This is a genomic window from Roseitranquillus sediminis, assembly GCF_016918935.1.
GTDB classification, from domain to species: domain Bacteria; phylum Pseudomonadota; class Alphaproteobacteria; order Rhodobacterales; family Rhodobacteraceae; genus Roseitranquillus; species Roseitranquillus sediminis.
The window spans coordinates 62,100-87,268 of sequence record NZ_JAFFOB010000016.1 but is presented as its reverse complement, the minus strand read 5'-3'; the positions used below and the strand labels follow the sequence as shown (position 1 = coordinate 87,268).

Here is a 25,169-nt window from a genome sequence, read left to right as displayed (position 1 = left end):
AAAACGCTCCGCCGGGGCTTGAGGCTACAGTTGCTGTAGGTCCTATCTGTCGATTCGTCCGGGCTCAGCCCGGGCCATGCGCATCGAGGCAGGGACCGACATGACGGAACAGACGCCAACCCAGGACGCGGAACTCTCCTGGAAAGTCGAGGGCATGGACTGCGCCGGCTGCGCCTCCAAGGTCCGTGGCGCAGTCGAGCGGTTGCCCGGGGTCAGCGACGTCCGCGTCTCGGTCATGGGCGAAAGCCTCGGCATCACGCTCGAGCCGGCGCAGACGCAGCCCTCGGAGATCGAGAGCGTGGTCGGGAAGCTCGGCTATCGGATCAGCTCGCGTGACCCTGAGCCCGCCGTCTCTTCGGTCACACCGGTCGCATGGTCGGTCGACGGTATGGATTGCGGCGGCTGTGCCGCCAAGATCCGCGGCGCGGTGGAGCGTTTGCCGGGCGTCGGCGACGTCGACGTCTCCGTCGGCGCGGGGAGCCTCAAGCTGACGCTCGACGAGAGTCAGACCGGGCGGGACCGCGTCGAGAGTCTGGTCTCTGGCCTCGGCTACAAGTTGACGCGGCGCGATGCGGGCGACGGAGACACCGGCGGGCCGGCCGGCCATGTGCATCCGTCAGCAAAAGCGGATGCGCCATGGTACCGAACCGCCAAGGGCCGGCTCGTGCTTCTGACTGGGATCCTGCTCGCGGGCGCATGGACGGTGAAGCTCACGGCGGCGGATACGGTCGCCTACTGGGCATTCGTCGCAGCCTGCCTGATCGGGGTCCTGCCGGTGGCGCAACGCGCCTTCGCGGCGGCGCGGGCGGGTATGCCCTTTACCATCGAAATGCTGATGAGCGTCGCCGCCGCCGGCGCGTTGGTAATCGGCGCCGCCGAGGAAGCGGCGCTCGTCGTCTTCCTCTTCGCCGTGGGGGAAGTCCTGGAGGGCGTCGCCGCCGACCGGGCGCGCGCGGGCATCCGCGCCCTCGGCGACCTCGTGCCGAAGACCGCACTTGTCGAGGAAGGCGGAGAGACCCGCAAGGTTGATGCCGCAAGCTTGGTAATCGGCCAGACCGTGCTGGTGCGCCCCGGCGACCGCGTGCCCGCAGATGGCGAGATCGTCGACGGCGTCTCGGGGATCGACGAGAGTCCGGTTACGGGAGAGTCGGTGCCGGTGACCAAGGCGACGGGAGAGCCGGTCTTTGCCGGCTCGATCAACACCGAGGCGGCGCTGCGCGTCCGGGTTACCCGCGCGCCCGAGGACAACACCATCGCCCGGATCATCCGGCTGGTCGAGGAGGCACAGGAGTCGCGTGCTCCGACCGAGCGGTTCATCGACCGCTTCAGCCGCGTCTACATGCCGGTCATCGTCACCTTCGCCGCGCTGGTGGCGGTGGTCCCGCCTCTTGCCACAGGCGCGCCCTGGGAGACCTGGATCTACCGCGGCCTCGCGCTCCTGCTGATCGGCTGTCCCTGTGCGCTGGTGATCTCGGTGCCGGCCGCGATCTCGTCCGCCCTCTCGGCCGGGGCGCGGCGGGGGCTGCTGATGAAGGGCGGCGCAGTAATCGAGGCGGCGGCGCGGACGCAGACCGTCGCCTTCGACAAGACAGGGACGCTCACCGTCGGTCGGCCGCAGGTGACCGATGTCATACCGCTTGGCGCTTCCGCACCCGAGGTCCTGGCGATCGCGGCAGCAGTGGAGGCCGGCTCGAGCCATCCGCTCGCCGAGGCGATCCTCGGCCGCGCCGCAGATGAGCGCATGGCTCTCTTGCCCTCGCGGGCGGCGCGGGTCATCGCCGGTCGCGGCGCAGAGGCGGAGGTGGACGGCATCCGCACCTGCGTCGGCTCTCCCCGCTTCGCGGTCGAGAGTGGCGCGATGTCAGCCGAGGCGGAGGCGCGCGCGGAGGCGCTGGAGGCGGAAGGAAAGACCATCGCCGTGGTGTTCCGCGCAGGCACGACGCTCGGGCTACTCGCGTTGCGCGACGAGCCGCGGGAGGATGCGGCCGACGCCGTGCGGCAGCTCCGGCATCTTGGTGTGAGATCGGTCATGCTGACTGGGGACAATCCGCGCACCGCAGCAGCGATCGCGGGCAACCTGGGCCTGGAGCATCGCGCCGGCCTCCTCCCCGACGGCAAGGTCGAGGAACTGCGTGCCATGACCGCAGCCTCGCGCGTGATGATGGTTGGCGACGGTATCAACGATGCGCCGGCGCTCGCCACCGCGCATGTCGGCGTGGCGATGGGCTCCGGCACGGACGTCGCGCTCGAGACGGCGGACGCGGCACTCCTGCGCAACCGCGTCACGGATGTCGCCGCCAAGATCCGCCTGTCACGGGCGACGATGGCGAACATTCGGCAGAACGTCGCCATTGCGCTAGGGCTCAAGAGCGTGTTCCTCGTGACAACCGTGCTCGGCATCACCGGGCTCTGGATTGCGATCCTCGCCGACACCGGGGCGACCGTGCTCGTCACGCTGAACGCCCTCCGCCTCCTCGGTTTCGATGCCGAGCGCGGGCAGTGGCTTTTTCGCCCGTCGGCTCCGACAAGGACATCCTCGCGCGCGCGACCTGCGCCTGCTCAGGATGCACGAACCTGAGATGCGGTGGTTCGACTGAGGATGCGGATCGGGCAGTCGGATGAGCTCGCGCCGGCGACTGACCAAAGCAACCAGTTTCGCGGTGGGGGCAGAGGGGTCAGAGTCCGCACCGCACACGATCAGGACTCTCCCATGGCTCGCTTGAACGCGGCCAGCGTCTGGTCGCTGACGTGGTGCTCTATGCCGTCGGCATCCTGCTCGGCCGTCTCCCTGTCCAGGCCGAGGGAGAGCAGGAATGCGACCACGATTTGATGCCGCTCGCGGCAGATCTCTGCGAGAGCCCGACCGGCGTCGGTGGGGAAGATCGAGCGATACCGCTCGCGACGGATGAGCCCCTCCTTCTGTAGGCGGGCAAGGTTCTTCGCCACTGTCGGCTGTCGCACGCCCATCCGCTCGGCGATGTCGACGGGACGTGCCTCGCCGCTCCGTTCGATCAATTCCTGAATCAACTCCACGTAGTCTTCGGCAATTTCGCTTCGGTGCGCGTCGCGGACCGCCTGAAAACCCTCGGCCTGCGTTTCGACCTTCGGCGTTTCGGCACAGTCGGAAGGCTCGTGGCGTTCGTCCACGGTCAATTGCTTGTCCGACATTGCCTGCCTGTCACCGCCTCGATCCATCCTGCAGAACCAGCTTGACAGAGGATAGCCGCAGCATCAAGACTTAGCCATGGCTAATTCTGGCGAATGGATGCTCCGATGGCCCAACGCTTGAAGCCCGTCATCACCACGTTGCCCGGTTTCGGCCTTGCTGCACTCGCCGCGCTGATGTTCCTCGCCGGCGCGACTGAAGCCGCGCTCTCGACTCTCGTCAGGGCGATCTCCAGCCACGAGCGGCTCACATAAGGCGTCTTATAGGTCAGCAATGCCGCCCTATGGCCGGAGCACCGATCAATCCGCGGTTCCGGTCTCCTTTCGTAGACCGATGCCCGACGCCCTGCCGTGGGTTGGGAGCGAGGACAGAACTCTCCTTAGCCACCGCTCTTGCGATGGCGGCCAATTCCACTTTTGGTAGACTCCGGACAACCTCGCTACCAAGGAATACCGGCATGCTCCGTCTCGCCCGATCGACCGTCGCGCTCTCGCTCGCCGCGCTCCTGACCGTGGGCCTCGGCTCTGGCGCCAGCGCCGCGGACTACGACATGGATTGCAAGCTCATCCTCTGCCTGCCGGCGGGCTTCCCGGAAGGCTGCGGCGATGCGCTCGACCATATGGTAGACCGCCTGCGCGACGGCAAGCCTCCGATCGGCTTCTGCGCCATGTCGGACGGCAGCGAGTTCAACGACTACGACCTCGATTACCGCTGGTTGCGGGCGGAGTCGTCGGCCGCCTGGGCATGCCCTGACGGCAAGAGACTGCGCCACAGCGTCAGCTACGACGGCGAAAGTGACGGGCGTCGCGAAGTTACGGCATTCTGCTACGACACGAGCGCGACCCGGCGTTTCGGTGACGGTCACCGGTCCTCCTATACCGGTGTCACCGAGCCCGTTCGCAGTGACTTTGAAGCCCGCATGCAGATCAGCCCCGACACTTCGGCCGCCTGGGACTCGGGTATCCTGCGCGCCTACACCGGTCGCGTCGGCGACTGGCGGACAACCATCCGCACCCGGCCGTGATCCGGGATCTGGCGCTCGCCGCGGGCCTGGCGCTCGTGTCCGCGAGCGCCGGCGCACAGATCGCCTGCCTGCCGCCCGAAGAGCCCTACCCGTACGAGCCGCCGCGGGACGACCCAGAGCTGCGCGCGATCATCAACGAGCAGTACGAAACCTACGTCCTCGAGGTCGAGGATTACATCAACTGCCTGCGCGACGAGGCCGACCTTGCGAGTATCCAGGCGCGCGAGGTCGTCGAGCGCTGGGTGCGTTGGTTCGGCGAGGATGCCGCTGTTCGCCTCAAGCAGGGCGACGGCGGAACCGCCGCCGGCGAGTGACGCCGATCGACGGCTCGGCCGACACAACAACCCGCAACTCGCCGACCGGTCGCGAATTCTGGATGGGCGTTCACCTCGCCAGCATTTGCTTCGGCTGACGGTCGCAACTGCCCCAGGTCAGTAGAACATTGGCGGAGCACGACGATCCGATACTGTCGCCGCACCGCGGGGCTATGCGGCAGCGAATCGCGCCGATGAGTGCCGTGCACGTCACCGTCGCGTCTGTGCTGAGGCCCATCGCACTGTCCACGGCATTGCGGCGCTGCGGCGTCGGCGTAGGTGGTCAACGGCAGAACCGGGCGACGAGGCGACGCTCCCCGCCAGCGACGAGGTACGCTGCCGGAGGCGGCTCGGCGATGTCGGCCCCGGCGGTTAGGACGCACTGGCCGACAATCCGGCCGTAACGTTCGAGATCGTCGGCGGCACCGTGGCGCCGTACGGATGCCCTTTGCGACATCGGCTTCGGAGCCGAGGAGCCGCTGCGCAGGGCGGACCGGCCGCTCACGCCCTCCCCTCTCTCCGCGGACGCCGCCCCGCCCGGGCAAAGAAGAAAGGGGACCTTTTTCGGGATGAGTGTCACCGGAAGAAGGACCAGGACAACATGAGCAAGGAGAGGTTCGACCCCGCCCAGGCCATCACCGACGAGATCATCGCGCTGCTCGAGGAAGGCACAATGCCATGGCGCCGGCCGTGGCGCGTCGCGGGCGGCGGCATGCCGCTCAAGGTGGGCGGCGAGGGCTATCGCGGCATAAATGCCTTCCTGCTGGGCCTCCGCGCCGCCTTGGCGGGCTACAGCTCGCCCTACTGGATGACGTTCCGCCAAGCCAAGGAGCTTGGCGCCTGCGTTAAGAAGGGCGCCAGATCGAGCATCGTGGTCTATTACGGGACCGCGACAAGAGGGCAGAGCGAGCCCGAGGGTGACGCCGACCGCAGCGATGGGGACGTGGCGAACAGCACCTACCATTTCCTGAAATCCTACCGGGTCTTCAACGCCGAACAGGTCGAGGGTCTCGCCGCGGCATTCCACCCTGAGCCGGAGGGCGCTCCCGAGGACGGGCCCGAGCCTGTTCCCGAGATCCAGGCCTTCTTCGAGGCTGTCGGCGGCGACGTGGTCTTCGGCGGCGATCGCGCCTGCTACGTTCCAGCGCTCGACCGCATTCATCTGCCGGAGATGTCCCGCTTCGAAAGCGCGCAGGCGTTCTACGCGACCTGGGCGCATGAATATGCCCACTGGACCAAGGCCGAGGCCCGCCTCGATCGCAGCTTCGGGCCATCGCAGTTCGGCAACGAGGCCTATGCCAAGGAAGAGCTGGTAGCCGAGCTCTCGGCCGTGCTGATGGGCCAGCGCCTCGGCTTCTGGGCCGATCATCTGGAGAACCACGCCGCCTATCTCGGCGCGTGGCTGCGCATCCTGCGCAATGATCGCCGGTTCCTCTTCAAGGCCGGCGCCGACGCGCAGCGCGCCGTCGACTTTCTCACCGCCGCAGCCGGCCAGCGCGCCGCGGAGCTCCGGTCCGCCGCCTGAGCGCGGCAAGCAGTCTCTCTCACACACACCCGAGCAGAAGGAGCCATTCGCATGGCATCGAAGACTCACGTCCACACCAAGCGTCTCTCGGACACCTACATCCGCGAGCTCTCGGTCGCCTACGACAAGGGCGGCATCAATTACTGGGACTACAGCCAGCAGCCGAAGGGCATCTACTTCCGGTCCTCGCTCTACGAGCAGCCCGAGGGCTCGATGTGGAAGACGTGGACCACCGGGCAGAAGGGCGACGGCTACATTTTCGTGACGCCGCTCGACCGCTACAGGCCGAAGGCGCTTCGGGAAGTGACCGAGCGCGTCGTCGCCAATGCCGACACGATCCACGCCCTCCTCGACGCGGCCGATGCTCACGCCCTGACTGAGCTCAAGGCGATCCTGACCGGCGCCACGGTGTCCGGCGCGGCTGCGTGATGGAGGCGAGCATGACGGACATGACCACCGCCCACTTCTTCGCCGCCATGGAGCGGATGAGGGCCGACGAGGCCGCCGAGCTCGCCAGAACCAGGGCGGAGCTGCTCCGGTCCCTCCGCTCCGCCGGCGTCACAGAGTTCGTCGCCTGCTACGACGGTTGCGGAGACAGCGGCAACATCGACGGGATGGAGTTTCAGCCCGCCGGCATCAAGCCGGCCCACGAGACCGGGACCCGCATCGCGGACTTCGCCTGGAGCTTCGTTCATCACCGCCATCCCGGCTTCGAGAACAACGAGGGCGGCTTCGGCCAGCTTCGCTGGGATCTATCGGACGACACGATCTCCATCGATCACGGCAATCGCCATGTCGAGATCGCCTACAGCTTCGACAAGGGACTCTGACATGGCGCATCCCCTGCATCACGCCGCGTCGTCGGCTCGCCGCTATGGCGGCCGGCCGGAGGACTACGCCCCCGTCCATACCTGGTTCGACGCCTCCAAGGCGCATCTCGCCCTGCCCCAGCATCGCGCCCTGCGCCACCACAGTGCCGGCATCTTCGAGGCCGAGCGGGTCTTTGGCGCGGCGATCCGCAACAGCAACGGGCGCGAGGTGCCCGTGCGCTTTCTCGGCGAGCAGCATGTCCGCGAGGATTGCCGGCGCATCCCGACCGTTGCCGACTGGCTGTCGAAGATCCCGCTCGAGCCGTGGATGGCCAACGGCATCATTCTCGGCCCCGAGGATTTGCCGCGCGGCGATGCCCGCACGGCCTGGGTCGAGGCCGTCAGCGCCGGCCAGACCACGCTCGGCTTGAAGGACTGGACGGAAGACCGCGAGCGGATCGCCCGCGCCGCTCGGAAGGAGGACACGGCATGAGAACGGCAATCCTGCGCGCCCTGCGCGCCGAGGCCCGCGACTGGTGGGCGCATCGCGACCTGCAGCGCCGCGGCTTGGCCAATGAGGCGGCTCGCCGGGAGCGCGCCTCCGTCCGGTCGCACCTCGAGGTGATCCGCAAGGCCCTCACCACCCGGGACGCGTATGTCTCGGCTGGGCGGGGCGGGACGACCGTGCACTTCGGACGCGGTTCGACGCTCTCGAGCTACGGGCGCCTGGAGCACATGGCCGCGGCTCGGGTGCTGATCGCGCTCGGCCTGCCCTTCATCGACACCAATCCCGTCGAGGACAAATGGCAGCTCGTCGGTCTGCCGCTCGTGGCCACCGGCATGGAGCCGGATGACCCACCCTGGGGCTCGATGGGCTACGCGCCTCTCGCGGTTTATGCGGCCCGCGCCAAGGCGCTCGGCGCGGTCATTGTGAACCTTGAGGTGGACGAGGTGCGGGAGATTTCCACGGTCGACCGTCCCGCCGCCTGAGCCACCCTGCTCGATTCCAGCTGGGCGCCGTCTCGATGGTCGAGGCGGCGCCCAATCGTCGTGGTCCCGCCAGCAGGAGAAATGACCATGACCGACACGACCCGTTCCACCGAGGCTGCCCGAACGCCCGATGCCGCCCGGATCGCCGCCCAGAACGACATCTTCCGCCGCGGCGTCTGTCTCGGCGTCCCCTGCCCTGCCGGCACCGTCTTCCCGGCCGGCAAGCTCGTCGTCACCGCCGCCGTTCTCGCCCGCGGCAATGCCTTCCTCGCCGCCTGCCTCGAGGCGATCGGCACGTTCGAAGTTTTCGCGCCCGAGAACGATCCCGACGGACATCACGACTTCGGCGCAATGGACGTGCAGGGGCGGACGGTCTGGTTCAGGATCGATCTCTACGACCGGGCCTATGAGTACGGCTCGGAGGCGCCCGACGACCTCGCCGCGACCGCCCGCGTCCTGACGGTCCTGTTCCCCGAGGACTGGTGATCCCCCGCACCAAGGCCCCGACCGAAGCTCCCGGCCCAAAGAGAAGAGGGGGCTTTTGGTCGGGGTGTGCGGTGAGCGAGCCGCGGAACATCAGACAGGGAACAGACATCATGACGACCAGCACCGATTTCACCGCGATGGATGTGGCGCTGAAGGACCTCGCCCTCCACGAGTTGAACGCCCGGGCGCAGGCGCCGGAGACCTACGAAGCCGAGGACCTCGATGCCCTCGCCGCCTCGATCGCCGCGCTCGGGCTTCTCAATCCCCTCATCGTCCAGAAGAGCGGCAAGGTCTGGGGCGTGCTCGCCGGCGGCCGCCGTCTTGCCGCCCTCCGGGCGCTCGTGAACGACCGCTCCGCGAAGGGTTGGACGATGCGGACGACCGTGCCCTGCCGGGCGGTGCCCGACGACATGGCCGCCGCCACGGCGATCACCGTCGCCGAGAACGTCACGCAGAAGGCGATGGAGCCGATCGACGAGTACGAGGCCTTCGCCCGAATGATGGAGATCGGCGGGCACGATCCCGACGGCATCGCACGGCTCTTCGGCATCGAGCGTCGCCGCGTGATCGAGCGCCTGCGCTACGGACGCGTCCATCCGGACATCCGTGCCGCGGTGCGCCGCCGCGAGATCCCGATCGACACGATGAAGGCTTTCGCCGAGCACCCGGACCACGAGGTGCAACGGTCCGTGTTCGAGGCGCTTCGCGCCTCCGGCGGACATATCTCGTCCTACACGGTGCGGGGCCAGCTCAGGGATCGCGGTGTCAGGACCGGCGATCCGATCGGCCAGCTCGTCATCGACGCCTACCGCGCGGCCGAGGGCCCGGTCGCGGCCGACCTGATCGAGGAGGACTCGCTCCTGACGGACAACGTGCTCGTCGAGCGTCTTCTGGTGGAGGCGCTGGAGGCGAAGGCGGAGGAGGAGCGTGCCCGTGTCGGCTTCGCCTGGTCGGGCGCCATGCGCAGCTACGACTGGCAGGCGCTCCAGACCTACGGCCGCGTCTATCCGGGCGAGATCGAGCCCGAGGGCGACGCGGCGGAGCGGTGCCGGGTCATCGCGGGCCGCCTGGTGGAACTCGACGAAGCGCGCGAGAGCGAGGACTGCCCCAACATCGACGCGCTCGAGGACGAGTACGAGAGGCTCAACGAGGAATACGACGCGCTCACCTCCGGCTGGTCCCCGGACGACCTCGCCAGATCGGGCGTAATCGCGGTCTGGGAGCAGGGCGAGATCAGGACGTATGCCGGCCTCGTCAAGCCGGAGGATCGAGAGGCCAGCGCTGCGGGCGCCTCGCCTAGCGGGACAGGCGCCTCGGGCGAACGTGCGTCTGCCGGTGGCACCGCGTCGGAGGAAGCGGGCCAGCCTGTCGTTCTGTCCGAAAGCCTCGAGGCGGACCTCAGGACCGAGCAGGCCATCGTGATCGGCAGCGCGCTCGCCGCCGACCCGGACCTCGCCCACGATCTTCTCCTCTTCAAGGTCGTGGCCGACATCATGGGACGGTTTGGCCGCGTTTCCTATGCCCTCGGTGTCATCGCATCTTCGGCCGAGAGGCCGCACGCAAAGCCAGACGGCATGGACGAGAGACCGCAGGACGCGCTGGCCAAGCTGACCGAGGCACTCGATCTCTCGTGGTGGGACGAGAGCCGCCCCAAGGCCTGGCCGCACCGGTTCGAGGCGTTCCGGGCGCTGGACCCGAAGATGAAGTCGCGGATCGTCGCCGTGGCGCTGGCGCAGGCGGTGAAACCCACCGGCCTCGGTTACGGGGAGGAGCTCCTGGCCCATGTCGCGGCCGAGCTGGTACCCGATATCCGGGCGGTCTGGCGGCCGACCGGCGAGGCCTTCTTCGGACGCCTGAAGAAGAGCGTCCTTCTGAACATCCTCGCCACCGACCTGCGCCAGCCCGAAGAGGCGGCGCGGCTTGCCACCGCGAAGAAGGCCGAGGTGGTGGACTACCTCGACCGGCTCTTCGCCGCGCCCTTCGCGACGCTCACCCCGGAGCAGAGGGAGGCGGTCGAAAGGTGGTGCCCGCCCGGCATGTCGCTCACCTCGGCGAAGGAGGACGCGGCGGAGGTGGAGAATCTCGACGAGCCCGATGACGTCCCGACCGACGGGGCGGAGGATCCGGCCGAGGGCGAGGTCCCGGAGACCGACATCTCGGAAGCCCAGGTCGGCGAAGCCGCCGCCGCCTGAACCTCGTCCTCCTGTCCGTGCCTTGAAGCCGCCCGCGTCCCGAAAGGGACAAGGGCGGCTTCCTTGCGTGTCCGATCCGCAACCCACCCGGAAAGGACGCCCCCATGAAGCGCCAGGCCCTCGACCGCCTCCTTCGTTCCCTTGCCCGCGACATCGGGGCCGGTGCCCTGACGCCCGAACGCGTCGGGGCACAACTGACGACGGCGACCGGCGGCACGGATGCCGCGGGGGCGTGGTCGTGGCGGCAGGCCTACGATCTGGTCCAGGCCGCGGCGATCCTCGCCGATCGGGACGCTTCCGTTCCTGCCGATCAATTCGCGCGCCTCGGCGCGCTCGCCGCCGCGGCGATGGCTCGGCCGACGGAGACGCGCCGCTCCGAAGCCCAGCTCCGCCTCCAGCAGTTCTCGACGCCCCTGCCTTACGCCTTCGTCGCCGCGAGCGCGGCGGCGATCCGCCCGGGTGACGTGGTACTGGAGCCCTCGGCCGGGACCGGGGCGCTCGCGCACATGGCAGAGCGCGCCGGCGGCCGTCTCATCCTCAACGAGATCGACCCCTTCCGTGTCGCGCTCCTCGAGGCGCTGTTCGGGAGCCGCGCCGAACGGCACGACGCCGAGCACATCGACGACCTTCTCGCGCCGCAACCCCTGGCCGACATCGTCCTGATGAACCCGCCGTTCTCGTCGAGCGTCTCGCGCGGTGCCGATCCGACGATCGCCCTGCGCCACGTCCTTTCGGCCGCCAAGCGCCTCGCGCCCGGGGGACGTCTGGTGGCGATCTTGCCGCGTGCCGCATGCGCCGAGCGCCAGCCGGCGCTCTGGCGGCGCCTGACAGGGGTCGTCGTCCCGAGCCTGCATCTCGGCCTCCCCGGCATCGTCTACCGGAAGATGGGCACCAGCGTGGAGACGGCGCTCCTCGTCGCCGACCGCATGGAGGGAGCCCCGGCTATCCCGCTGCGTCCCATCCCCACGCTCGACGCCGCGCTGCGCGCCGTCCTCTCCGATCTTCCGCCCCGCGCGCCGCGGACGGCGATGCCTGCGCCCCGTGCGATACCCGCCGGTCCGCCTCGCCCTGCCGCGACGCGCACGCTGCGCCCGGTCGCGCCGCGGCCTTCGACCTCCAGGGCCGCCGTGGTGCCCCTCGCCTACGCCGAACGCGCCACGCCAGGCGAAAACGTCGCCGTGTCCGACATCTACGCCCGCTACCTGCCCCAGCGCATCGAGATCGCCGGGGCGGTGGCGCATCCCTCGCCGCTCGTCGAAAGCGTGGCGATGGCCGCCGCACTCCCGCCGATGCCGGAAGCGGTGCCCGCCCTGCCCGCGCGCCTCGTCGGTGACGGCGCGCTCTCGGCCGCGCAGCTCGAGACGGTCATCATGGCCGAGGACGCCCATGCCCACGACCTTCCCGGTCGCTTCACCGTGGCGGAGGACTGGACCGAGGCCAGCCCCGGGGACGGGGCCGACCTTGCGTTCCGGCAGGGCTATTTCCTCGGCGACGGCACCGGCGCCGGCAAGGGCCGCCAAGTCGCCGGGCTGATCCTGTCGAACTGGCTCGCAGGCCGCACCCGCGCCATATGGCTGTCGAAGTCGAAGACGCTGATCGAGGACGCGATCCGCGACTGGTGCGACCTCGGCGGCGCGCCCACCGACATCCAGCCGCTCGACCGCTGGAGTCCCGACGCGCCGATCACGCTCTCCCGCGGCATCCTCTTCGTCACCTACGCGACGCTCCGGGCCGCAGGCAGGAAAGGCACGACGCGGCTCGAGCAGATCGCCGCCTGGGCGGGCAGCGACTTCGAGGGCGTCATCGCCTTCGACGAGTCCCATGCCATGCAGAACGCCGCCGGGTCCAGCGAGGGCCGTGGCACGGCGCCCTCGCAGCAGGGCATAGCCGGGCTCAGGCTGCAATACGCCCTGCCCCGCGCCCGCATCCTCTACGTCTCCGCGACCGGCGCCACCAACGTCGCCAACCTCGCCTACGCCACCCGCCTCGGCCTCTGGGGACCGGGCGAGGCCTATCCCTTCGCCACGCGCGAGGACTTCGTCTCGGCGATGGAGGCAGGCGGCGTCGCGGCCATGGAGGTGGTTGCCCGTGATCTCAAGGCGCTCGGCCTCTACACCTCGCGCGCGCTCAGCTTCGAGGGCGTCGAGTACGGCATCCTGGAGCACAGGCTCTCGGAGGCCGAGCGCTCGGTCTATGACAGCTTCGCCAGGGCGTTCCGCTTCATTCATCAGAACCTGCGCAAGGCGCTGGAGGCGACCGGCATGGTCGACGAGGAGGCGGGTCAGACCGCCTCGGCGGCGAAGGCTTCGGCGCTGTCGCGCTTCGAGAGCACCAAGCAGCGCTTCTTCGGTCACGTCCTCGGCGCGTTCAAGGCGAAGTCCCTGATCGCCGCCATCGAGGCCGATCTCGCCCGGGGCTGGGCGCCCGTGGTGCAGATCGTTTCGACCGGCGAAAGCCATCTCGACCGGGCGATCGAGCGCTGTGGGGCCGGCGACGATCTCACCGAGGCGCACCTGACACCGAGGGAAGTCGTGGTGCACTGGCTCGGGACCGCCTTCCCCGTCGAGGCGCAGCAGCTCGTCAAGGTGGACGGCGTGACCGTCACCCAGCCGCTTCTCGACGCGGACGGCAACCGTGTCGTTTCGCGCGAGGCGGTGGCCCTGCGCGACGCGGCGCTGATGGAGCTCTACTGCCTTGCGCCGATCCCGAGCGTGCTCGACCAGCTCGTCTGGCACTTCGGCGAGGACCGCATCGCGGAGGTGACGGGGCGCTCGAAGCGCCCCCTGAAAGGACCGAGCGGCGCCATCCGGGTCGCCCCTCGCTCGGGCTCGGCGAACTCGGCCGAGAGCGCCGCCTTCATGAACGGCACCAAGGACATCCTCGTCTTCTCCGATGCCGGCGGCACGGGGCGCTCCTACCACGCCGCCCGAGGCGCCGGAAACCCGAAGCGGCGGCGGCACTACCTGGTCGAGCCGGGCTGGCGGGCCGATGCGGCCATCCAGGGGCTCGGGCGCACCCACCGCTCGGCACAGGTCTCGGCCCCGTTCTTCCGCGTCGTCACCACCGACGTTCACGGCGAGAAGCGCTTCACCTCGACGATCGCGCGGCGCCTCGACACGCTCGGCGCGCTCACGCGCGGCCAGCGCCAGACCGGCTCGCAGAACCTGTTCCGCGCCAGCGACAACCTCGAAAGTGGGGTCGCGCGCAAGGCGCTCGTCGCCCATTACCGGGATCTCGCCTCCGATCGCTGCGAGGCGATGGACTACGCGACCTTCCACGACTGGACGGCGCTCGCCCTTGTCGCCAGCGACGGCGCCCTGCTCGAGGACCTGCCGCCGATCCAGCGCTATCTCAACCGCCTCCTCGCCCTGCCGATCGACATGCAGAACGCCCTCTTCGGCGCCTTTGCCCAAAAAATCGAGGCGCAGACCGAGGCGGCCCGCGCGGCCGGTACGCTCGATCTCGGGATCGAGACGCTGCGCGCCGACCGTATCCGCGTGACGGGCGAGGAGGATCTCTGGACCTGCCCCCGGAGCGGATCGGTCACCCGCACGGTGACGCTGGAGACGGAGAACGCGATCACCACCCCCTCGGCCCGCGCGGTCCTGTCGGACTGGGGCGACCGGATGACCCCGATGCACAACGCCGCCTCCGGCAAGGTGGCGATGGTCTCGACGAGGCCTCACGCGATCTTCGAGGACGACGTGTTCGAGGAGATGCGCGACCTGCGCCGTCCCACCGGGCGCAGCTCAATGAGGGAGTGCGATTTCGCTTCGTCCCGCTGGGAACCGGTCCCTGTGGCAGAGTTCCTCGCGCTCTGGGACGCCGAGGCCGCGGCGCTGCCGAAGGTCCGCACGGAAACCATCGTCCTGCTGACCGGGCTTCTCCTGCCGATCTGGAAGGCCATTCCCGCGGACAATGAGCGCATCTGGCGCGTGACGCCGGAGGGGCGTTCCTCGCTGATCGGCCGGGCGATCACGCCCGACCAGGCCCTCGTCCTGAAAGGCCGCTTCCGCGAGACGCCTCCCGAGGCACCCGACGAGCTCGTCGCAGCCGCACTTACGGGAGAGGGCAAGGTCGATCTCGGCCGCGGCCTGGGGCTGCGCTGCCGCCGCGTGGCCGGCGCCAGGCGCCTCGAGATCGAGGGCTTCCGCCCCGATCAGGTCGCAGACCTGAAGGCGGCGGGCTGCTTCACGGAGATCGTCGCCCATCAACTCCGCGTCTTCGTCCCGACCGGAGCCGGGGCAGCTTGTGTGATCGAGGCGGTCCGCAGCGGCCAGGTTGCGCCAATGGTGGCGTGAGCGCCGGAAAGGGGAAATCGGGCTTCTCCAGTGGGTGATCGGCATAGTCCGGAGACGGGCGGAACCGCCAGGTGCCGCCCTTTCCGTGCGCGATCCCAATCCCGTTCGGAAAGGACTGACGCATGACACCTTCACCCCCGCCGGATGTGGCGCCCGATCAAGAGGCCATCGCGGCCGCCGCGCTCGCCAGCGCCGCGTCCAGCCTTGGACTGTCGGAGGCAGAGGCCGCCCGCGCCCTGCGGTGCACGGGCTGGCGCGACGCCGGAGAGATGCTCCGCCGCGAGTTCCTGGGCAGCTATCGCGGCTACTACCCGCGGTGCGGCATGACGGTGCGTGCGGAGGCGGTCACAGCCGAGCTCTTCGATGCGCTCGCCATTGCCATGGGCGATCCGCGTCGCGCGCAGCGACACGGCGCTGCCGGGACGGAGACGCGCCATGGGTGAGGGTCTCTACTGCCATCCCGGCGGCAAGACCGCCTATGTCGATCTTTGCGACGGTCTCGATCCCGAAGACATTCATGCCGCGCAGATCGCCCACGACGATCTCGTCGCCGCCATCCGCGGCTGCCTCTCCGATGCCTGGTGGCCCGTCGAGGATCAATGGCGCGGCCGGAGCGGTCGCGTCGTCGCCCCCAACAGCCTGCATGAGGTCTGGCTGACCGAGGACAGCTATGGCCGCGTCCATGTCACCTTCGGGATCAGGCACGGTCTCGAAGAGCATGTCGAGTCACTCGCCGGGTACTGGATGGAGGTCCGTGCGCCGGTCTTCTTCGACCGGCTCCAGAGGCTCTACCCCCTGCGCGTCCGCACGGGGCCGTGGACGAGCGCCGAGCGCGTCCTGCGGAGGTCGGCGGCATGAGCGTGGGAAGGGGAGAAACGGCTTTGCCGGGGGACGATCCTGATGGGTCGACCTACGGCTCCATCAATGCCCCAGAAGCGGCACACCTGCCGTGTCGGCGGCCGAGCGCAGAGCCTTGTCGAGCGTCGCCATGGGCAGACCGAGGCGTAGGGCGAGCTCCAGGTAACTGGCATCGTAGAGCGTCAGGGCATGCCGGTCGGCGAGGCGCAAAGTCGCCGTCCACGCGTGACGATCAGTCTCCGGATCCGCGCCGATCGGCAGGTCTGCGAGCGCTGCGAGCATCGCGTCACGCCGCTCGGCATCGAGCCGGCTTCGCCGGAGGCCGGCCTGGGGCCCGTTCGCGACCTCGAGGCGCCAGATCGCCGGAACGACTGCGCCCGCCTCAGCCACCTGATCCATCACCGCGTCGACCGCAGGCGTGGTCTCATCCGCAAAGCACCAGGCGAGCGCCGCCGAACCGTCAAGCACCAGGCTCACGCCCTGCCGTCGTCGATCAGCTCGCGCAGCGTCAGCCCATCGCCGAGGGTGACGCCTTCGCGGAGCGCGCGAAGCCGCGCCACGGCGGCACGTGCGGTCTCGCGGCCGTCGGGCGCGCCCACCCGCGTCAGCCGCGCCACAGGCGTGCCGCGGCGGGTGATCACCACCTCCTCTCCGGCCTCGACCGCGTCGAGCAACGCAGCGAGCTTGTTCTTCGCCTCGAACGCCCCAGATCTTGCGCATGCTCTCGTCCCGACAGCCAGACTAATGATCTAGCTGTGCCCTGACTGACGCACAAGGTCGTGCGGAACCCAGGCGCCCCGTCCTCGGCTTCGCGTGTCGGACGGGGGACGGGCCTTGCGGCCCGTTGCGCAGTCGCGCGGGCGTCACGCTGGTGACCCGCAGCTCAAGGCAGACGCGGGCGCTCCAAGGCGCCGCGCCGCCGAAGATTATGCTCCGGTCGGAACCGCGTGACCGCGGCCCTCGCTCCGCGCCATCTCCGGCGTCACGACGCCTCTCCGCTGCGCGTCTGCCGAGCTGCTGACCCTGAAAACGCACACACTGAGAGGCGGAAGCATATCCTCCGGATTGGCTCCCAAAGCACTCCGCCTCAAGGATCAAGAAACTTTCCGGCACCGCCGCGATGGCTGTGGGCGCAGCGCAACCGGTGAGCGCCCCGAGAGCTGCACCGTTCCCCTCCGAAAACTTTCTCGCCCGGCGCCAGCGCCGGCGCCTTCGGCGTCCTTGACCCGGAGCGCTTCGGCAGCGGGGGCCCGGACATGCTCCCGCCCTCAGTGGGAGCAGCACCGAAACCCCACACCACGGAGACACATCATGATGACCGCCTACGACGAGATCGAACTCTACGGCCTGACCGAGAACGGGACCGACGACCTGCCGATCCCGAGCGATGACGAGTTGCAGGGCCGGGCCGTCCGCGAGGCCTTTGACGCCCTGATCGGGACCCTGCAGGGCACCGGCCTCGGCTCCGAGATCGAGCCTCTTGCCCATGCCTTCGCCACGCTGCTCCAGCGTCGGGCCACGGTGCTCGACGAGACCGCCGACCGGCTGAAGCTGAAGATCAGGGCGCTGATCGGAACGCAGGACGGCAGCGAGATCGCCGAGCAGGAGCTCGAGGACACGCAGCGCCTCTTCGAGAGGATGTGGGAAAAAGCGCAGGCTCTCGCCTTCATGGCCGAAGCCGCCGCCGAGTGCTACGAGCGCGAGACCGGCGACGCCTACGTGCCCGTAACCGGCAACCGCACCACGAGGCGGGCGATGGAGACCGGGGCGGTCTTCGAGGCCAGGCAGCTCCTCGAGCGCGCCGATCGCGAGGCAGCCGAGCGCAACAAGGTCGAGGGCACCCGGATCGCGGTGACCGGAGCGACCGACTGGACGGACGTGGCGACGGTCTTTCGCCGTCTCGACCGCGCGCTCGAGCGACGCCCGGACATGATCCTCTGCCACAAGGGCGCGGCCGGGGTCGAACGCATCGCGGCGAACTGGGCGAAGGCCCGAAAGATCCGCCAGATTGTCTTCCGCCCGAACTGGGCGGCCTTCGCGAAGGCGGCCCCGTTCAAGGCCAACGACGAGATGGTCGCCGCGAAGCTCGACGGGGTGATCCTGTTCGGCGGCAACGGCATCGCGCTGAATCTCGGCCAGAAAGCCGAAGCGAAGGGCATCCACGTCGCCCGGATCGAGGCGCCAGCCACGCTGCCATCGGCCTGCTGAGAGGCATCGCAAAGGAGGTGACCCCGCAAGGGGTCGCCTCTTTCGCCGTGTCTCTCAGGTGCGAGAGCGGGAAGCCGCACAAGACGGGCGACTGAACATCAACTCTGAGCTTCATCACGGCGATGACAACGATCGAGCCGATGCCATCGCCGTTCTCGTCCGGAGTTCTCCGTCCCAACCCGCTCTCGGGGAGTCAGCCAGTCGCCGGGCAAAGAAGAAAGGGGGCCTTTGGCCGGATGCGTGCTCCCGGAGGAAAGAACGGAACCGGGGCACAGGTCACAGAGGAGGACCAGCATGGCTTACCAGACCGTCACCACCGGCCAGGGCTTCACGAAGCCCCACCCCGTGGGCGAGCTTGACATCCGCGGCTCAGATGCGGCGCGCTACGCCGCCTTATCGAGCTGCAGGAGGCGCGCATGATCCGGCAATACCACGCCCAGCGTCACCGTCGCGTCGAGATTGGCGGGCGCATCCGCGTCGTCGGCACGGTTCCCGTCGGGACGGTCGCCATCGTGCGCCGGCGCAAGGTGCGGGTCGAGGCCTGGCTGCCCCGCGAGTATGCAACCGTCGAGCGCGGGCGCCTCGCCACGCGCAGGATCGCGGGCGGGCACATCGCGCTCGTCCGCGACCTGGCAACGGGGCGCACCGGGCATCTGTCCGACGCCTGGCTCGTCGACGCACCGCAGGTCGTCACCGAGACGCCTTCGGCGCGGGCGCTGAAGCGCCGCGCCGCGATGCGAGCGCAATCCGCGGCCGAGGTGACCGGGGAAGAGCGAGACGCGGCAGCTCAGACGCTGCGGCAACGCCGGAAAGGCCACGTTCATGAACGTCATCCTGCCCGTGAAGAGCGTCTGGAGGTCGGCCCAGCTCCTGATTGCATTCCACAAGACCAGGCAACGCAGGCGTCGCAGCGCGCCGCTCCTGTGGCGGCCGAACAATGCCACCGCGCGCCTCCATGACGATTCCGAGGACAGGGAAGCCTTCCTCGTGCTCAAGGGCGATGGCCAAGCCCGTGACGTGCAGATCAGGATTCGCCCCGACAAGCTGGTGCTGCGGCGCTCCAGTGAGAGCATGGGCTGGTCAGGGGTCGTGGCCGATCATCACAGTGTCTCGGTCAAGGTCGGCGGGACCTGGATCGCCATCGAGGCGGATGGATCGGTAAAGCGCGAGAGCGAGAACGGCACCACCTGGCTCGAAGCCGATGGCGCCATCGTCAAGCTCGGCGGCGGTGCGGAAATCCTCGTCTCCGGCGACGGATCACAGCTGACGCGCCGCACCGACGACAGGCTCGACGCGATCATCGAGGGCGGCGTCGTTTCGAGGGCGCGCTAGCCTTTGCCACGCGCACAGAATTGCTATTCTTCGTGGTGGAAGAACACCTGGCCTCGCTTCGGCGCCAGCCCTTTCCACAAATGTTGATCAGATGACTTCGGTTGGCCGCAAAGCGGCCAACCTTTCCTTTACGCGACTGCGCTTGACCCATCCACGAACGGATAATCGAGGTGCAGTGCGTGTCGAAAAAATCTTCGGTGGGGAGACGGCGAAGGCTGCCACCCCCGAGCCTCGGGATCGACATCAACTTCTGCCGCAACGCCAGTTGCAGCCAGTTCGCGGTCGCCCCCGACCCGTTTGACGGCAGGGGCCGCTCGCGCGCCGTCCAGAGGCCGAACTTCCACCGCGGGAAAGTCATCGGCTCCGCCGACGAGACGACCTTCGTCTGCGGCGCCTGCGGCATCTCGTCGATCGTCAAGAACAACCGCGCGATCGTGGAAGAATACCGAAGGCTGCGGTCAATGCAACAGCGGGGCAATCCCGACGGGTCGTGCCCGAACACGGTGTGCCGATCCCACTGTCGCCCGGTGGCCGCGAACCCCGATCTCTACCGACGCTACGGGCGGACCAAGACGGGCGACCAGCGATGGCGCTGCCGCCGATGCGACAAGACATTCACGATCGGGCGCCCCACGCGGAGACAGCGGAAGACCGACAAGAACGGCCTCGTCCTGCGCCTGCTCACGAACGACACCTCGCTGAGCAAGATCTGCGAGATCACCGGTCTCAGCCCCAGGGGCATCTACTCGAAGATCGACTCGCATGAGGAAATTACATCGTCAAGGGTTCTCCATCCTGGAAGGTCGTCAGTTGGGCTCCGTCGTTCTGCGCACCTTGGCGGCGGCATAGACTCGCATGCGGTGGGCCCAGGGCCCGAACCAGATTTCCGTTCATTCGACCGGTGGGGAGCCGTCTCGGCTGGGGCCACACTTCTACAGGGTCCGTCGGACCATCAATCTTCCCGGCCACGCAGCCAGCCGACGACCAGCGACGTCACGAAGGTTCAGCGTCCCATATTACGCCTCCGCCTTCATGACTGCTCCGGACGGGACGAGGCCCGTCTCGACGTATCGCCAGAGGGCGATAACGAGCTTGCGCGCCAGCGCCACGATGGCTGCCTTCCGACGGCCCGCGCCTTGTGCGCCAGTATGGGCACGAAACCACTGCGCCAGTGCGCTTCGCGGCTGGTAGCGCAGCCAACTCCAGGCGAGCTCGATGCTCAGCGTTCGGGCCTGCCGGTTGCCGGCCTTGCTGATCCCCTGGCACCGCTCGACGTCCCCGCTCGCATGCGGGCTGGGCGTCAGGCCGAGATAGGACGCGAGGTGGCGTCGGTTGCGGAACGACCGGACGTAGACTTCGCTGGCGAGCAGCAAGGCGCTGTGACGCCCGATGCCGCGCAGTCGTTCGAGCAGATGGGCCTTCTCCCGTCCTGGAAGATCGGTTTCGGCAAGCAGCTCGTCGCGCTCGCGTTCCAGCGCAGAGGCCATCTCGCAGACCATCTCCAGTCGCTCGAAGGAGCGGACGATCTCCCGCATCAACTGTTGCGGGAAGGGGCGTCCATCCGCGGTTCGCAGGCCCTCCAGCTTGCGCCGCCACTTCTTGCCCGCGGGATTGGCGATCCGCACCCCCTGCAACGCAAGGAGCGCCCGGATCCGATTGATGTGCCCAGTCTTCTCCCGCATCAGCCGAATCCGCTCGCGGTGGATACGCTTGCTGTCCTCTTCAGCGACACTGGGAATTCGCACGGTGCTGAATACCGACCGGTCGCCCGCATCGTAACGGCGCAGCATCTCGACCATCCGGACCGCATCGATCCGATCCGTCTTCGCTGGACGGGCGCGGCGGTTGACCAGGAAGCTGCCTGGATCGACGACCAAGGTTTCGATCCCGTGGGCCTCGAGCGTCCGTTGGAGCCAGAAACCGTCGTAGCCGGTTTCGAAGCAGCAAACGACACGTCTTCGCATGGAGTCGTCAGCACCCTGCACCCGAGCGGCGTTGAGGACATCGACGAGGCCCGCGACGTCGAAGCCGTCGAGCCGGTAAAGCCGCATTTCGTCGTCTTCCGGGGCAAGGACCGCCACCACCCATCGCGCCTTGCTCAGGTCGATCGCAGCATAGCAGGTCGAGCTTGGGACGTCGGCCATGATTGTTCTCCTCTGGGCAAAGGCCCCAGCGTATCCGCCGGGCGCCGCTCCTCCATGAAAACTTCCTCTATGAGCGTGTGCGGGCCTTCACTGCCCGCCGGGAAGGATGCTTCGACAGCGTCGATTGGGAGCGTGTCGGACGGCGCTTCGCCACCGACTCGCAGAGCCTCGTCCTGAACTGGCCGAGCAAGCGCACGCGGGCAGCCGTCGAGGTGCAGCACCTCTGCACCGCACACGCGAACTCCGGATACATCGTCGCCGCGCATGTAGGCTTCGACCCGGACGCCAAGATGCCCGACATAGAGGCTGCTATGCTCGCGACGAACGACTTCGCGCTGCCGCGAGCGTTTCGGCAGCAGGCACGCGTCTGGAGTCGGTCGGAGTTCGCCGCCTATGTCGATAAGCGCACGCGCAAAGTCGTCATCTCGGAGCGAGAGGCTCCCGACTTCGATGACGACCTCCAACTGCCCCACGATGGCGCGAAGATCCGACAAGATGTCGCGCAATACGCACACGCGCTCCTACTGCGCCGGTTCATCCATCGCTCCGACTCGCGCTTTACCATCGTCCTCGATGGGGACTCCGGGCTGGCCCGGGCCTTCGTCGCGGTCTTCGCGAAGCGGGTACAACGAGAGAAGGCCGAAGTGATCGTGGTTCAATTCGATAAGGAACAGACCAACGATGCCCGGAACGCGCTTGTGGCGGAAGGGCGTGCGGAGCTCGAACAGCATACCGGGATCACGCCGCAGCAGTTCGACAGCATACCGACGCAATATGCCCTCGAGATCATCGATGGTGCCGTCGCCGAGCAACTGGCCAAGTGCGCGCCGGGAATGCCGTTCGCCTGGCCCTATCACACGAAATCGGAGCCGAACCGGCACATCAGGATACTGACCGACCGCGGTCAGATCGCGGTCGAGCGACAGGCGCGCCTGATGCGGCTGGCGACCCTTCGGAGCGTGGATGCCTACTTCCACAAGATCAGGAGCAACATCCGCGCGACCGCCCGAGCCGGACGCACCGCCAGCTCGAACAACCGCGCCTGGGACCGGCACTACCTCTACAACCCCGCCACCCTGTGCAAGATCATCGAGATCTACCGGTTCAAGCACAACTGGATGGGAAGCCGCGCCACGACGGAGACGCCTGCGATGCGGATCGGTCTGGCTGCCGGGAAGATCTACGAGCGCGATCTGTTCAGCTAAGAGAAGCGCCGCCCGACGAGCGGGCGGCGCAACATTTCAGGAAAGGGCTGGGCTTCGGCGGGGCCATTTTTTTCTTGCGGCAAACGTCAGGCACCCACCTGCCGCCCGATGCCCGGGCGCGCTTCGGAACCTGGGTCGCATGGCCGCGGCTCGCCCCGTCGGAAGTGATCGAACCCCACCAGGGCCGGAGCTGTCCGCCTGAACTCGGCCGCGCACTTGGCGTGGGCAGGAGGACGAGGCGGTCAGTTCGCGGCAGCAAGCGCGAGCATGACAGATCGAGCGGCGAAGGTCGGTCGGGCGGTCCCGGCGTGCAGCCCGGAAGATCGAGCGGCGGAGACAGCCGTCGGTGCAGCACCTTGCACCTCTCACGGGCCGGTTCGCGGGCTGCGGCTAAGGCCGGTCCCCTTTGCTCCTTCCCGATGACACCTGGCGGATCGCGGGCCGGAGGTCCCCTCGCCCATGTGCTCGGCAACGACAAATACGGCTTCCACCCTTCGGGCGGACCCTCCGCATTTGCCGTGGCCCCCTGCCCTTCTCCGATCCGCCCTGGCGGCGGTCATCGGAGCAAAGGAGACCGACATGACCACCTACGTCCTCACCGTCCCCGTCGAGTACAAGAAGAACGGCCGCACCGAGCGCAGCTTCCGCCGCGTCGGCGCGGTCTTCGAGAACGCCAAGAGCGACACCGGCGAAACCTTCCTCTCGATCAAGCTCGACTTCCCGGTCGCCGTGACCGAGCTCGTCGCCTTCCAGCCCAGGCCCAAGGGCGACGACGAGCCGCCGATCGAGGAGTAAGGTCCTCGTCGGGAGCCTCGCCCCCTTGCGGGGGCGGGGCGACCTTCGGGCCGCCCGGCCCGCAGGCGCGGCCCGCCCGAGCAGATGTGCCGCGCGAGGCGCGGCGGCGGTTTTCCACCCCCGGCCTCGTGGCCGGGGGCTCGCAGGCGGCGAGCCGAACGCGCCCCCATAGCGCGACGGGAGGCGAGCCGCCTTGTGGGAAACCGACGGCGCGCCGGGTCGTGAGGGCGCTTGTTCGGCGAAACGTCAGTTCGACTCGAGGCGTGCGGCCGCTTACCGGAGAGGGGCTCTCCAGCCTGCGGCAGTGGCCTCCGCCTCGTCGCAAAACCATCGCTCACCCTTCGAGGGGTCGATCTTCGTCCGCGAGTACCAGGGACTCCAGGGCGTATGGTAGATCTGCCCGTTGCCTGAGACGTTGCCCTTGATCGGGCATCCGTCGGGCGCCTCGAGCGTAGCCCGGGCCCACCGGTCGGCCCGAAAGTCCCAAGGTGTCTGCGTCGAATGCTGCCAGATTCCGATGCCCTCGGCTTCCGCAGCGCGCTGCTCGGGCAGGTAGTCCTCAGAGTACTGCGTGTACGCCCAGGCGAAACCGTCCGCGACCATGGCGGCGCCGAGATCGACGTCGCCGGCATGACAGTCCCCGATCGTCCGGCCGTATCGGTCCACTTCCCGTTCCGTGCAGGCGACGGGCCGATCGGCGATGAGCCGCGAAAGGTGGTCGATCGCTTCGTCGCCGCAGGGCCAGGTCGCCGTGGCCGTGCGCTGGCACTTCTGACCGGCTTCGGGAGCGTCGATGGCGTGGATTCGGTAGATCGTCTGCCCGATTTCGAGTGTGTCGCCGTCGATCAGGCGCACGGGCTCGGCCGCGTTGGCGGCGGGACGACCGAGCGTCAGGCAGATGACGACGGCTACGATCAGACGAAGAACCATGGCGCATCATGCCCAGAGAAACGGCATCCGGCCAACCTGTCGAACGGTTGGCCGGTTAACGGCCCAGCCCTGCACGAATACCGGCCCAGCGGCGTGGAATGAACCGCGGAGCCGAGGTGCGGTAACACCAATGTCGAGCGGAATCGTCGTCGCGAGCCGAGAACGCTCGGGCGCCTTCCCTTCGGGACCGCGCTCTACTCGCCCTGCGGCGCAGGTCTCCCCGAGCCCCGGCAAGCCGGGTCTCGGCCCCGGTGGGGTCACGATCGCTGGCGCGGGACGAACTTCCATGCGCGCCGGCCGACCCGGCGGGCTCAAGGAATTGATCGAGGACAAGAAGGCGCCTCGTGCGTCGGCCCCTGCCCTGCCTGCGAGCATTGGCTCACCGCCGCTGGCCGCCAAGCGCTTCTCGGGTGCTGCGCCAATTCCTCGGCGCCGGCGGTCCCGGGTGGCGCGACGGCGTCAACCAAGCGGTTCGGCCCCTCCAGCCGACAGTCACGCGGCCGCCGCGTGAACGTCGTCGCGCACGACCGCGCGGTCCTTTGGCCCAATTTCCTCCGGGAAGACCGGTGCTGCCGCGCCGGCTCCCTAGCGCGGTGAACCGGGACGGCCATGCCGCCCCGGTGATCGAGGCGACCGTCAGGCCACCGCGCCGTCCTCGCCCTCGCGCGCCTCCGGCGCGTTGGGCGCGAAGGCGAGGAGCTCCGTCGCGCCCACCGGGAAGTCGAGCTTCACGGTGAAGTAGACCTCGCCGGTCTCGCGGCGGAAGTTCTGGAACAGCGCTCCCACGCGGGGATAGCGGGTGCGCGTTTCGCCGTTCGTCCGGAAGGTGACGGGAACGGTGAGGATGAAGTGTGTCATGCTCGAGCCTCCTTGTTTCGAACAGGTGTCGG

General features: G+C 68.6%; 25 protein-coding genes. 18 read left to right on the top strand and 7 right to left on the bottom strand.

What is annotated here, in order from left to right; all coding sequences use genetic code 11:
* Positions 1 to 100 precede the first annotated feature (100 nt).
* A complete protein-coding gene (locus JM664_RS11445; RefSeq protein ID WP_227420061.1) occupies positions 101 to 2,578 on the top strand; it encodes a heavy metal translocating P-type ATPase in 2,478 nt (825 codons plus the stop codon).
* 119 nt (positions 2,579 to 2,697) lie between these two features.
* On the opposite strand, the gene mntR is transcribed toward JM664_RS11445, so the two are convergent.
* Positions 2,698 to 3,168 carry a manganese-binding transcriptional regulator MntR gene (gene mntR / locus JM664_RS11440; protein WP_227420060.1) on the bottom strand — a complete coding sequence of 157 codons (471 nt, stop codon included), beginning with the start codon at positions 3,166 to 3,168 and terminating at the stop codon, positions 2,698 to 2,700.
* Between the two features lie 105 nt (positions 3,169 to 3,273).
* Here mntR and JM664_RS11435 point away from each other — a divergent pair, with 105 nt between their 5' ends.
* The 13 genes from JM664_RS11435 to JM664_RS11375 all read left to right on the top strand — a co-directional run bounded on the left by JM664_RS11435 (position 3,274) and on the right by JM664_RS11375 (position 15,665).
* Positions 3,274 to 3,420 (top strand): hypothetical protein, encoded by a 147-nt coding sequence (locus JM664_RS11435; protein WP_227420059.1) that lies wholly within the window; start codon positions 3,274 to 3,276, stop codon positions 3,418 to 3,420.
* A 203-nt stretch (positions 3,421 to 3,623) separates the two neighbouring features.
* Positions 3,624 to 4,190 carry a hypothetical protein gene (locus JM664_RS11430; protein WP_227420058.1) on the top strand — a complete coding sequence of 189 codons (567 nt, stop codon included), beginning with the start codon at positions 3,624 to 3,626 and terminating at the stop codon, positions 4,188 to 4,190.
* Entirely contained in the window at positions 4,187 to 4,504 is a 318-nt protein-coding gene (locus tag JM664_RS11425) for a hypothetical protein (protein WP_227420057.1), read from the top strand. Before JM664_RS11430 ends, JM664_RS11425 begins: the two co-directional genes overlap by 4 nt.
* A gap of 601 nt (positions 4,505 to 5,105) precedes the next feature.
* On the top strand, positions 5,106 to 6,029 hold the full coding sequence (locus JM664_RS11420; protein WP_227420056.1) for an ArdC family protein: 924 nt from the start codon (positions 5,106 to 5,108) through the stop codon (positions 6,027 to 6,029).
* 51 nt (positions 6,030 to 6,080) lie between these two features.
* Positions 6,081 to 6,458 (top strand): hypothetical protein, encoded by a 378-nt coding sequence (locus JM664_RS11415; protein WP_227420055.1) that lies wholly within the window; start codon positions 6,081 to 6,083, stop codon positions 6,456 to 6,458.
* A gap of 11 nt (positions 6,459 to 6,469) precedes the next feature.
* Positions 6,470 to 6,859, top strand: a complete 390-nt coding sequence (locus tag JM664_RS11410; RefSeq protein WP_227420054.1) for a DUF6878 family protein — start codon at positions 6,470 to 6,472, stop codon at positions 6,857 to 6,859.
* A gap of 1 nt (position 6,860) precedes the next feature.
* On the top strand, positions 6,861 to 7,331 hold the full coding sequence (locus JM664_RS11405) for a DUF6915 family protein (protein ID WP_227420053.1): 471 nt from the start codon (positions 6,861 to 6,863) through the stop codon (positions 7,329 to 7,331).
* On the top strand, positions 7,328 to 7,828 hold the full coding sequence (locus tag JM664_RS11400; protein WP_227420052.1) for a hypothetical protein: 501 nt from the start codon (positions 7,328 to 7,330) through the stop codon (positions 7,826 to 7,828). Before JM664_RS11405 ends, JM664_RS11400 begins: the two co-directional genes overlap by 4 nt.
* A gap of 87 nt (positions 7,829 to 7,915) precedes the next feature.
* Positions 7,916 to 8,314, top strand: a complete 399-nt coding sequence (locus JM664_RS11395; RefSeq protein ID WP_227420051.1) for a DUF3768 domain-containing protein — start codon at positions 7,916 to 7,918, stop codon at positions 8,312 to 8,314.
* A gap of 110 nt (positions 8,315 to 8,424) precedes the next feature.
* On the top strand, positions 8,425 to 10,506 hold the full coding sequence (locus JM664_RS11390; protein ID WP_227420050.1) for a ParB/RepB/Spo0J family partition protein: 2,082 nt from the start codon (positions 8,425 to 8,427) through the stop codon (positions 10,504 to 10,506).
* A 104-nt stretch (positions 10,507 to 10,610) separates the two neighbouring features.
* Positions 10,611 to 14,807: a strawberry notch family protein gene (locus JM664_RS11385; RefSeq protein WP_227420049.1), complete on the top strand. Its 4,197-nt coding sequence runs from the start codon at positions 10,611 to 10,613 to the stop codon at positions 14,805 to 14,807.
* A gap of 122 nt (positions 14,808 to 14,929) precedes the next feature.
* A complete protein-coding gene (locus JM664_RS11380) occupies positions 14,930 to 15,250 on the top strand; it encodes a hypothetical protein (RefSeq protein ID WP_227420048.1) in 321 nt (106 codons plus the stop codon).
* On the top strand, positions 15,243 to 15,665 hold the full coding sequence (locus JM664_RS11375; protein WP_227420047.1) for a hypothetical protein: 423 nt from the start codon (positions 15,243 to 15,245) through the stop codon (positions 15,663 to 15,665). Before JM664_RS11380 ends, JM664_RS11375 begins: the two co-directional genes overlap by 8 nt.
* 63 nt (positions 15,666 to 15,728) lie before the next feature.
* On the opposite strand, the gene JM664_RS11370 is transcribed toward JM664_RS11375, so the two are convergent.
* Complete coding sequence (locus tag JM664_RS11370; protein ID WP_227420046.1) at positions 15,729 to 16,142, bottom strand: type II toxin-antitoxin system VapC family toxin; 414 nt, start codon at positions 16,140 to 16,142, stop codon at positions 15,729 to 15,731.
* A complete protein-coding gene (locus JM664_RS11365) occupies positions 16,139 to 16,405 on the bottom strand; it encodes a type II toxin-antitoxin system Phd/YefM family antitoxin (RefSeq protein WP_227420098.1) in 267 nt (88 codons plus the stop codon). Before JM664_RS11365 ends, JM664_RS11370 begins: the two co-directional genes overlap by 4 nt.
* A 571-nt stretch (positions 16,406 to 16,976) precedes the next feature.
* Between JM664_RS11365 and JM664_RS11360 the strand changes: the two genes are divergently transcribed.
* A complete protein-coding gene (locus tag JM664_RS11360; protein WP_227420045.1) occupies positions 16,977 to 17,873 on the top strand; it encodes a DUF2493 domain-containing protein in 897 nt (298 codons plus the stop codon).
* A gap of 383 nt (positions 17,874 to 18,256) precedes the next feature.
* Here the strand turns inward: JM664_RS11360 and JM664_RS11355 are convergent, their stop codons facing one another.
* Complete coding sequence (locus JM664_RS11355; protein WP_227420044.1) at positions 18,257 to 18,697, bottom strand: hypothetical protein; 441 nt, start codon at positions 18,695 to 18,697, stop codon at positions 18,257 to 18,259.
* On the opposite strand from JM664_RS11355, the gene JM664_RS11350 reads away from it, so the two are divergent.
* Positions 18,696 to 19,205 carry a hypothetical protein gene (locus tag JM664_RS11350; RefSeq protein ID WP_227420043.1) on the top strand — a complete coding sequence of 170 codons (510 nt, stop codon included), beginning with the start codon at positions 18,696 to 18,698 and terminating at the stop codon, positions 19,203 to 19,205. The genes JM664_RS11355 and JM664_RS11350 overlap by 2 nt on opposite strands.
* A gap of 1,016 nt (positions 19,206 to 20,221) precedes the next feature.
* Here JM664_RS11350 and JM664_RS11345 read toward each other — a convergent pair.
* A complete protein-coding gene (locus JM664_RS11345) occupies positions 20,222 to 21,349 on the bottom strand; it encodes an IS110 family RNA-guided transposase (protein WP_227420042.1) in 1,128 nt (375 codons plus the stop codon).
* 77 nt (positions 21,350 to 21,426) lie between these two features.
* Here JM664_RS11345 and JM664_RS11340 point away from each other — a divergent pair, with 77 nt between their 5' ends.
* Together JM664_RS11340 and JM664_RS11335 are read left to right on the top strand one after the other, a co-directional pair.
* On the top strand, positions 21,427 to 22,554 hold the full coding sequence (locus JM664_RS11340; RefSeq protein WP_227420041.1) for a hypothetical protein: 1,128 nt from the start codon (positions 21,427 to 21,429) through the stop codon (positions 22,552 to 22,554).
* 579 nt (positions 22,555 to 23,133) lie between these two features.
* Positions 23,134 to 23,349, top strand: coding sequence for a hypothetical protein (locus JM664_RS11335; RefSeq protein WP_227420040.1), 216 nt, complete (start codon positions 23,134 to 23,136; stop codon positions 23,347 to 23,349).
* 273 nt (positions 23,350 to 23,622) lie between these two features.
* On the opposite strand, the gene JM664_RS11330 is transcribed toward JM664_RS11335, so the two are convergent.
* Together JM664_RS11330 and JM664_RS11325 are read right to left on the bottom strand one after the other, a co-directional pair.
* Positions 23,623 to 24,279: a thermonuclease family protein gene (locus JM664_RS11330; protein WP_227420039.1), complete on the bottom strand. Its 657-nt coding sequence runs from the start codon at positions 24,277 to 24,279 to the stop codon at positions 23,623 to 23,625.
* 636 nt (positions 24,280 to 24,915) lie between these two features.
* Positions 24,916 to 25,137: a hypothetical protein gene (locus tag JM664_RS11325; protein WP_227420038.1), complete on the bottom strand. Its 222-nt coding sequence runs from the start codon at positions 25,135 to 25,137 to the stop codon at positions 24,916 to 24,918.
* Positions 25,138 to 25,169 lie beyond the last annotated feature (32 nt).

Coding starts and splice junctions, on each gene's coding strand:
- JM664_RS11345 (WP_227420042.1), bottom strand. CDS start 21,349: ATGGCCGACGTCCCAAGCTCGACCTGCTATGCTGCGATCGACCTGAGC.
- JM664_RS11390 (WP_227420050.1), top strand. CDS start 8,425: ATGACGACCAGCACCGATTTCACCGCGATGGATGTGGCGCTGAAGGAC.
- JM664_RS11385 (WP_227420049.1), top strand. CDS start 10,611: ATGAAGCGCCAGGCCCTCGACCGCCTCCTTCGTTCCCTTGCCCGCGAC.
- JM664_RS11330 (WP_227420039.1), bottom strand. CDS start 24,279: ATGGTTCTTCGTCTGATCGTAGCCGTCGTCATCTGCCTGACGCTCGGT.
- JM664_RS11410 (WP_227420054.1), top strand. CDS start 6,470: ATGACGGACATGACCACCGCCCACTTCTTCGCCGCCATGGAGCGGATG.
- JM664_RS11395 (WP_227420051.1), top strand. CDS start 7,916: ATGACCGACACGACCCGTTCCACCGAGGCTGCCCGAACGCCCGATGCC.
- JM664_RS11435 (WP_227420059.1), top strand. CDS start 3,274: ATGGCCCAACGCTTGAAGCCCGTCATCACCACGTTGCCCGGTTTCGGC.
- JM664_RS11375 (WP_227420047.1), top strand. CDS start 15,243: ATGGGTGAGGGTCTCTACTGCCATCCCGGCGGCAAGACCGCCTATGTC.
- JM664_RS11445 (WP_227420061.1), top strand. CDS start 101: ATGACGGAACAGACGCCAACCCAGGACGCGGAACTCTCCTGGAAAGTC.
- JM664_RS11335 (WP_227420040.1), top strand. CDS start 23,134: ATGACCACCTACGTCCTCACCGTCCCCGTCGAGTACAAGAAGAACGGC.
- JM664_RS11380 (WP_227420048.1), top strand. CDS start 14,930: ATGACACCTTCACCCCCGCCGGATGTGGCGCCCGATCAAGAGGCCATC.
- JM664_RS11430 (WP_227420058.1), top strand. CDS start 3,624: ATGCTCCGTCTCGCCCGATCGACCGTCGCGCTCTCGCTCGCCGCGCTC.
- JM664_RS11355 (WP_227420044.1), bottom strand. CDS start 18,697: ATGAACGTGGCCTTTCCGGCGTTGCCGCAGCGTCTGAGCTGCCGCGTC.
- JM664_RS11420 (WP_227420056.1), top strand. CDS start 5,106: ATGAGCAAGGAGAGGTTCGACCCCGCCCAGGCCATCACCGACGAGATC.
- JM664_RS11400 (WP_227420052.1), top strand. CDS start 7,328: ATGAGAACGGCAATCCTGCGCGCCCTGCGCGCCGAGGCCCGCGACTGG.
- mntR (WP_227420060.1), bottom strand. CDS start 3,168: ATGTCGGACAAGCAATTGACCGTGGACGAACGCCACGAGCCTTCCGAC.
- JM664_RS11405 (WP_227420053.1), top strand. CDS start 6,861: ATGGCGCATCCCCTGCATCACGCCGCGTCGTCGGCTCGCCGCTATGGC.
- JM664_RS11325 (WP_227420038.1), bottom strand. CDS start 25,137: ATGACACACTTCATCCTCACCGTTCCCGTCACCTTCCGGACGAACGGC.
- JM664_RS11360 (WP_227420045.1), top strand. CDS start 16,977: ATGATGACCGCCTACGACGAGATCGAACTCTACGGCCTGACCGAGAAC.
- JM664_RS11415 (WP_227420055.1), top strand. CDS start 6,081: ATGGCATCGAAGACTCACGTCCACACCAAGCGTCTCTCGGACACCTAC.
- JM664_RS11350 (WP_227420043.1), top strand. CDS start 18,696: ATGAACGTCATCCTGCCCGTGAAGAGCGTCTGGAGGTCGGCCCAGCTC.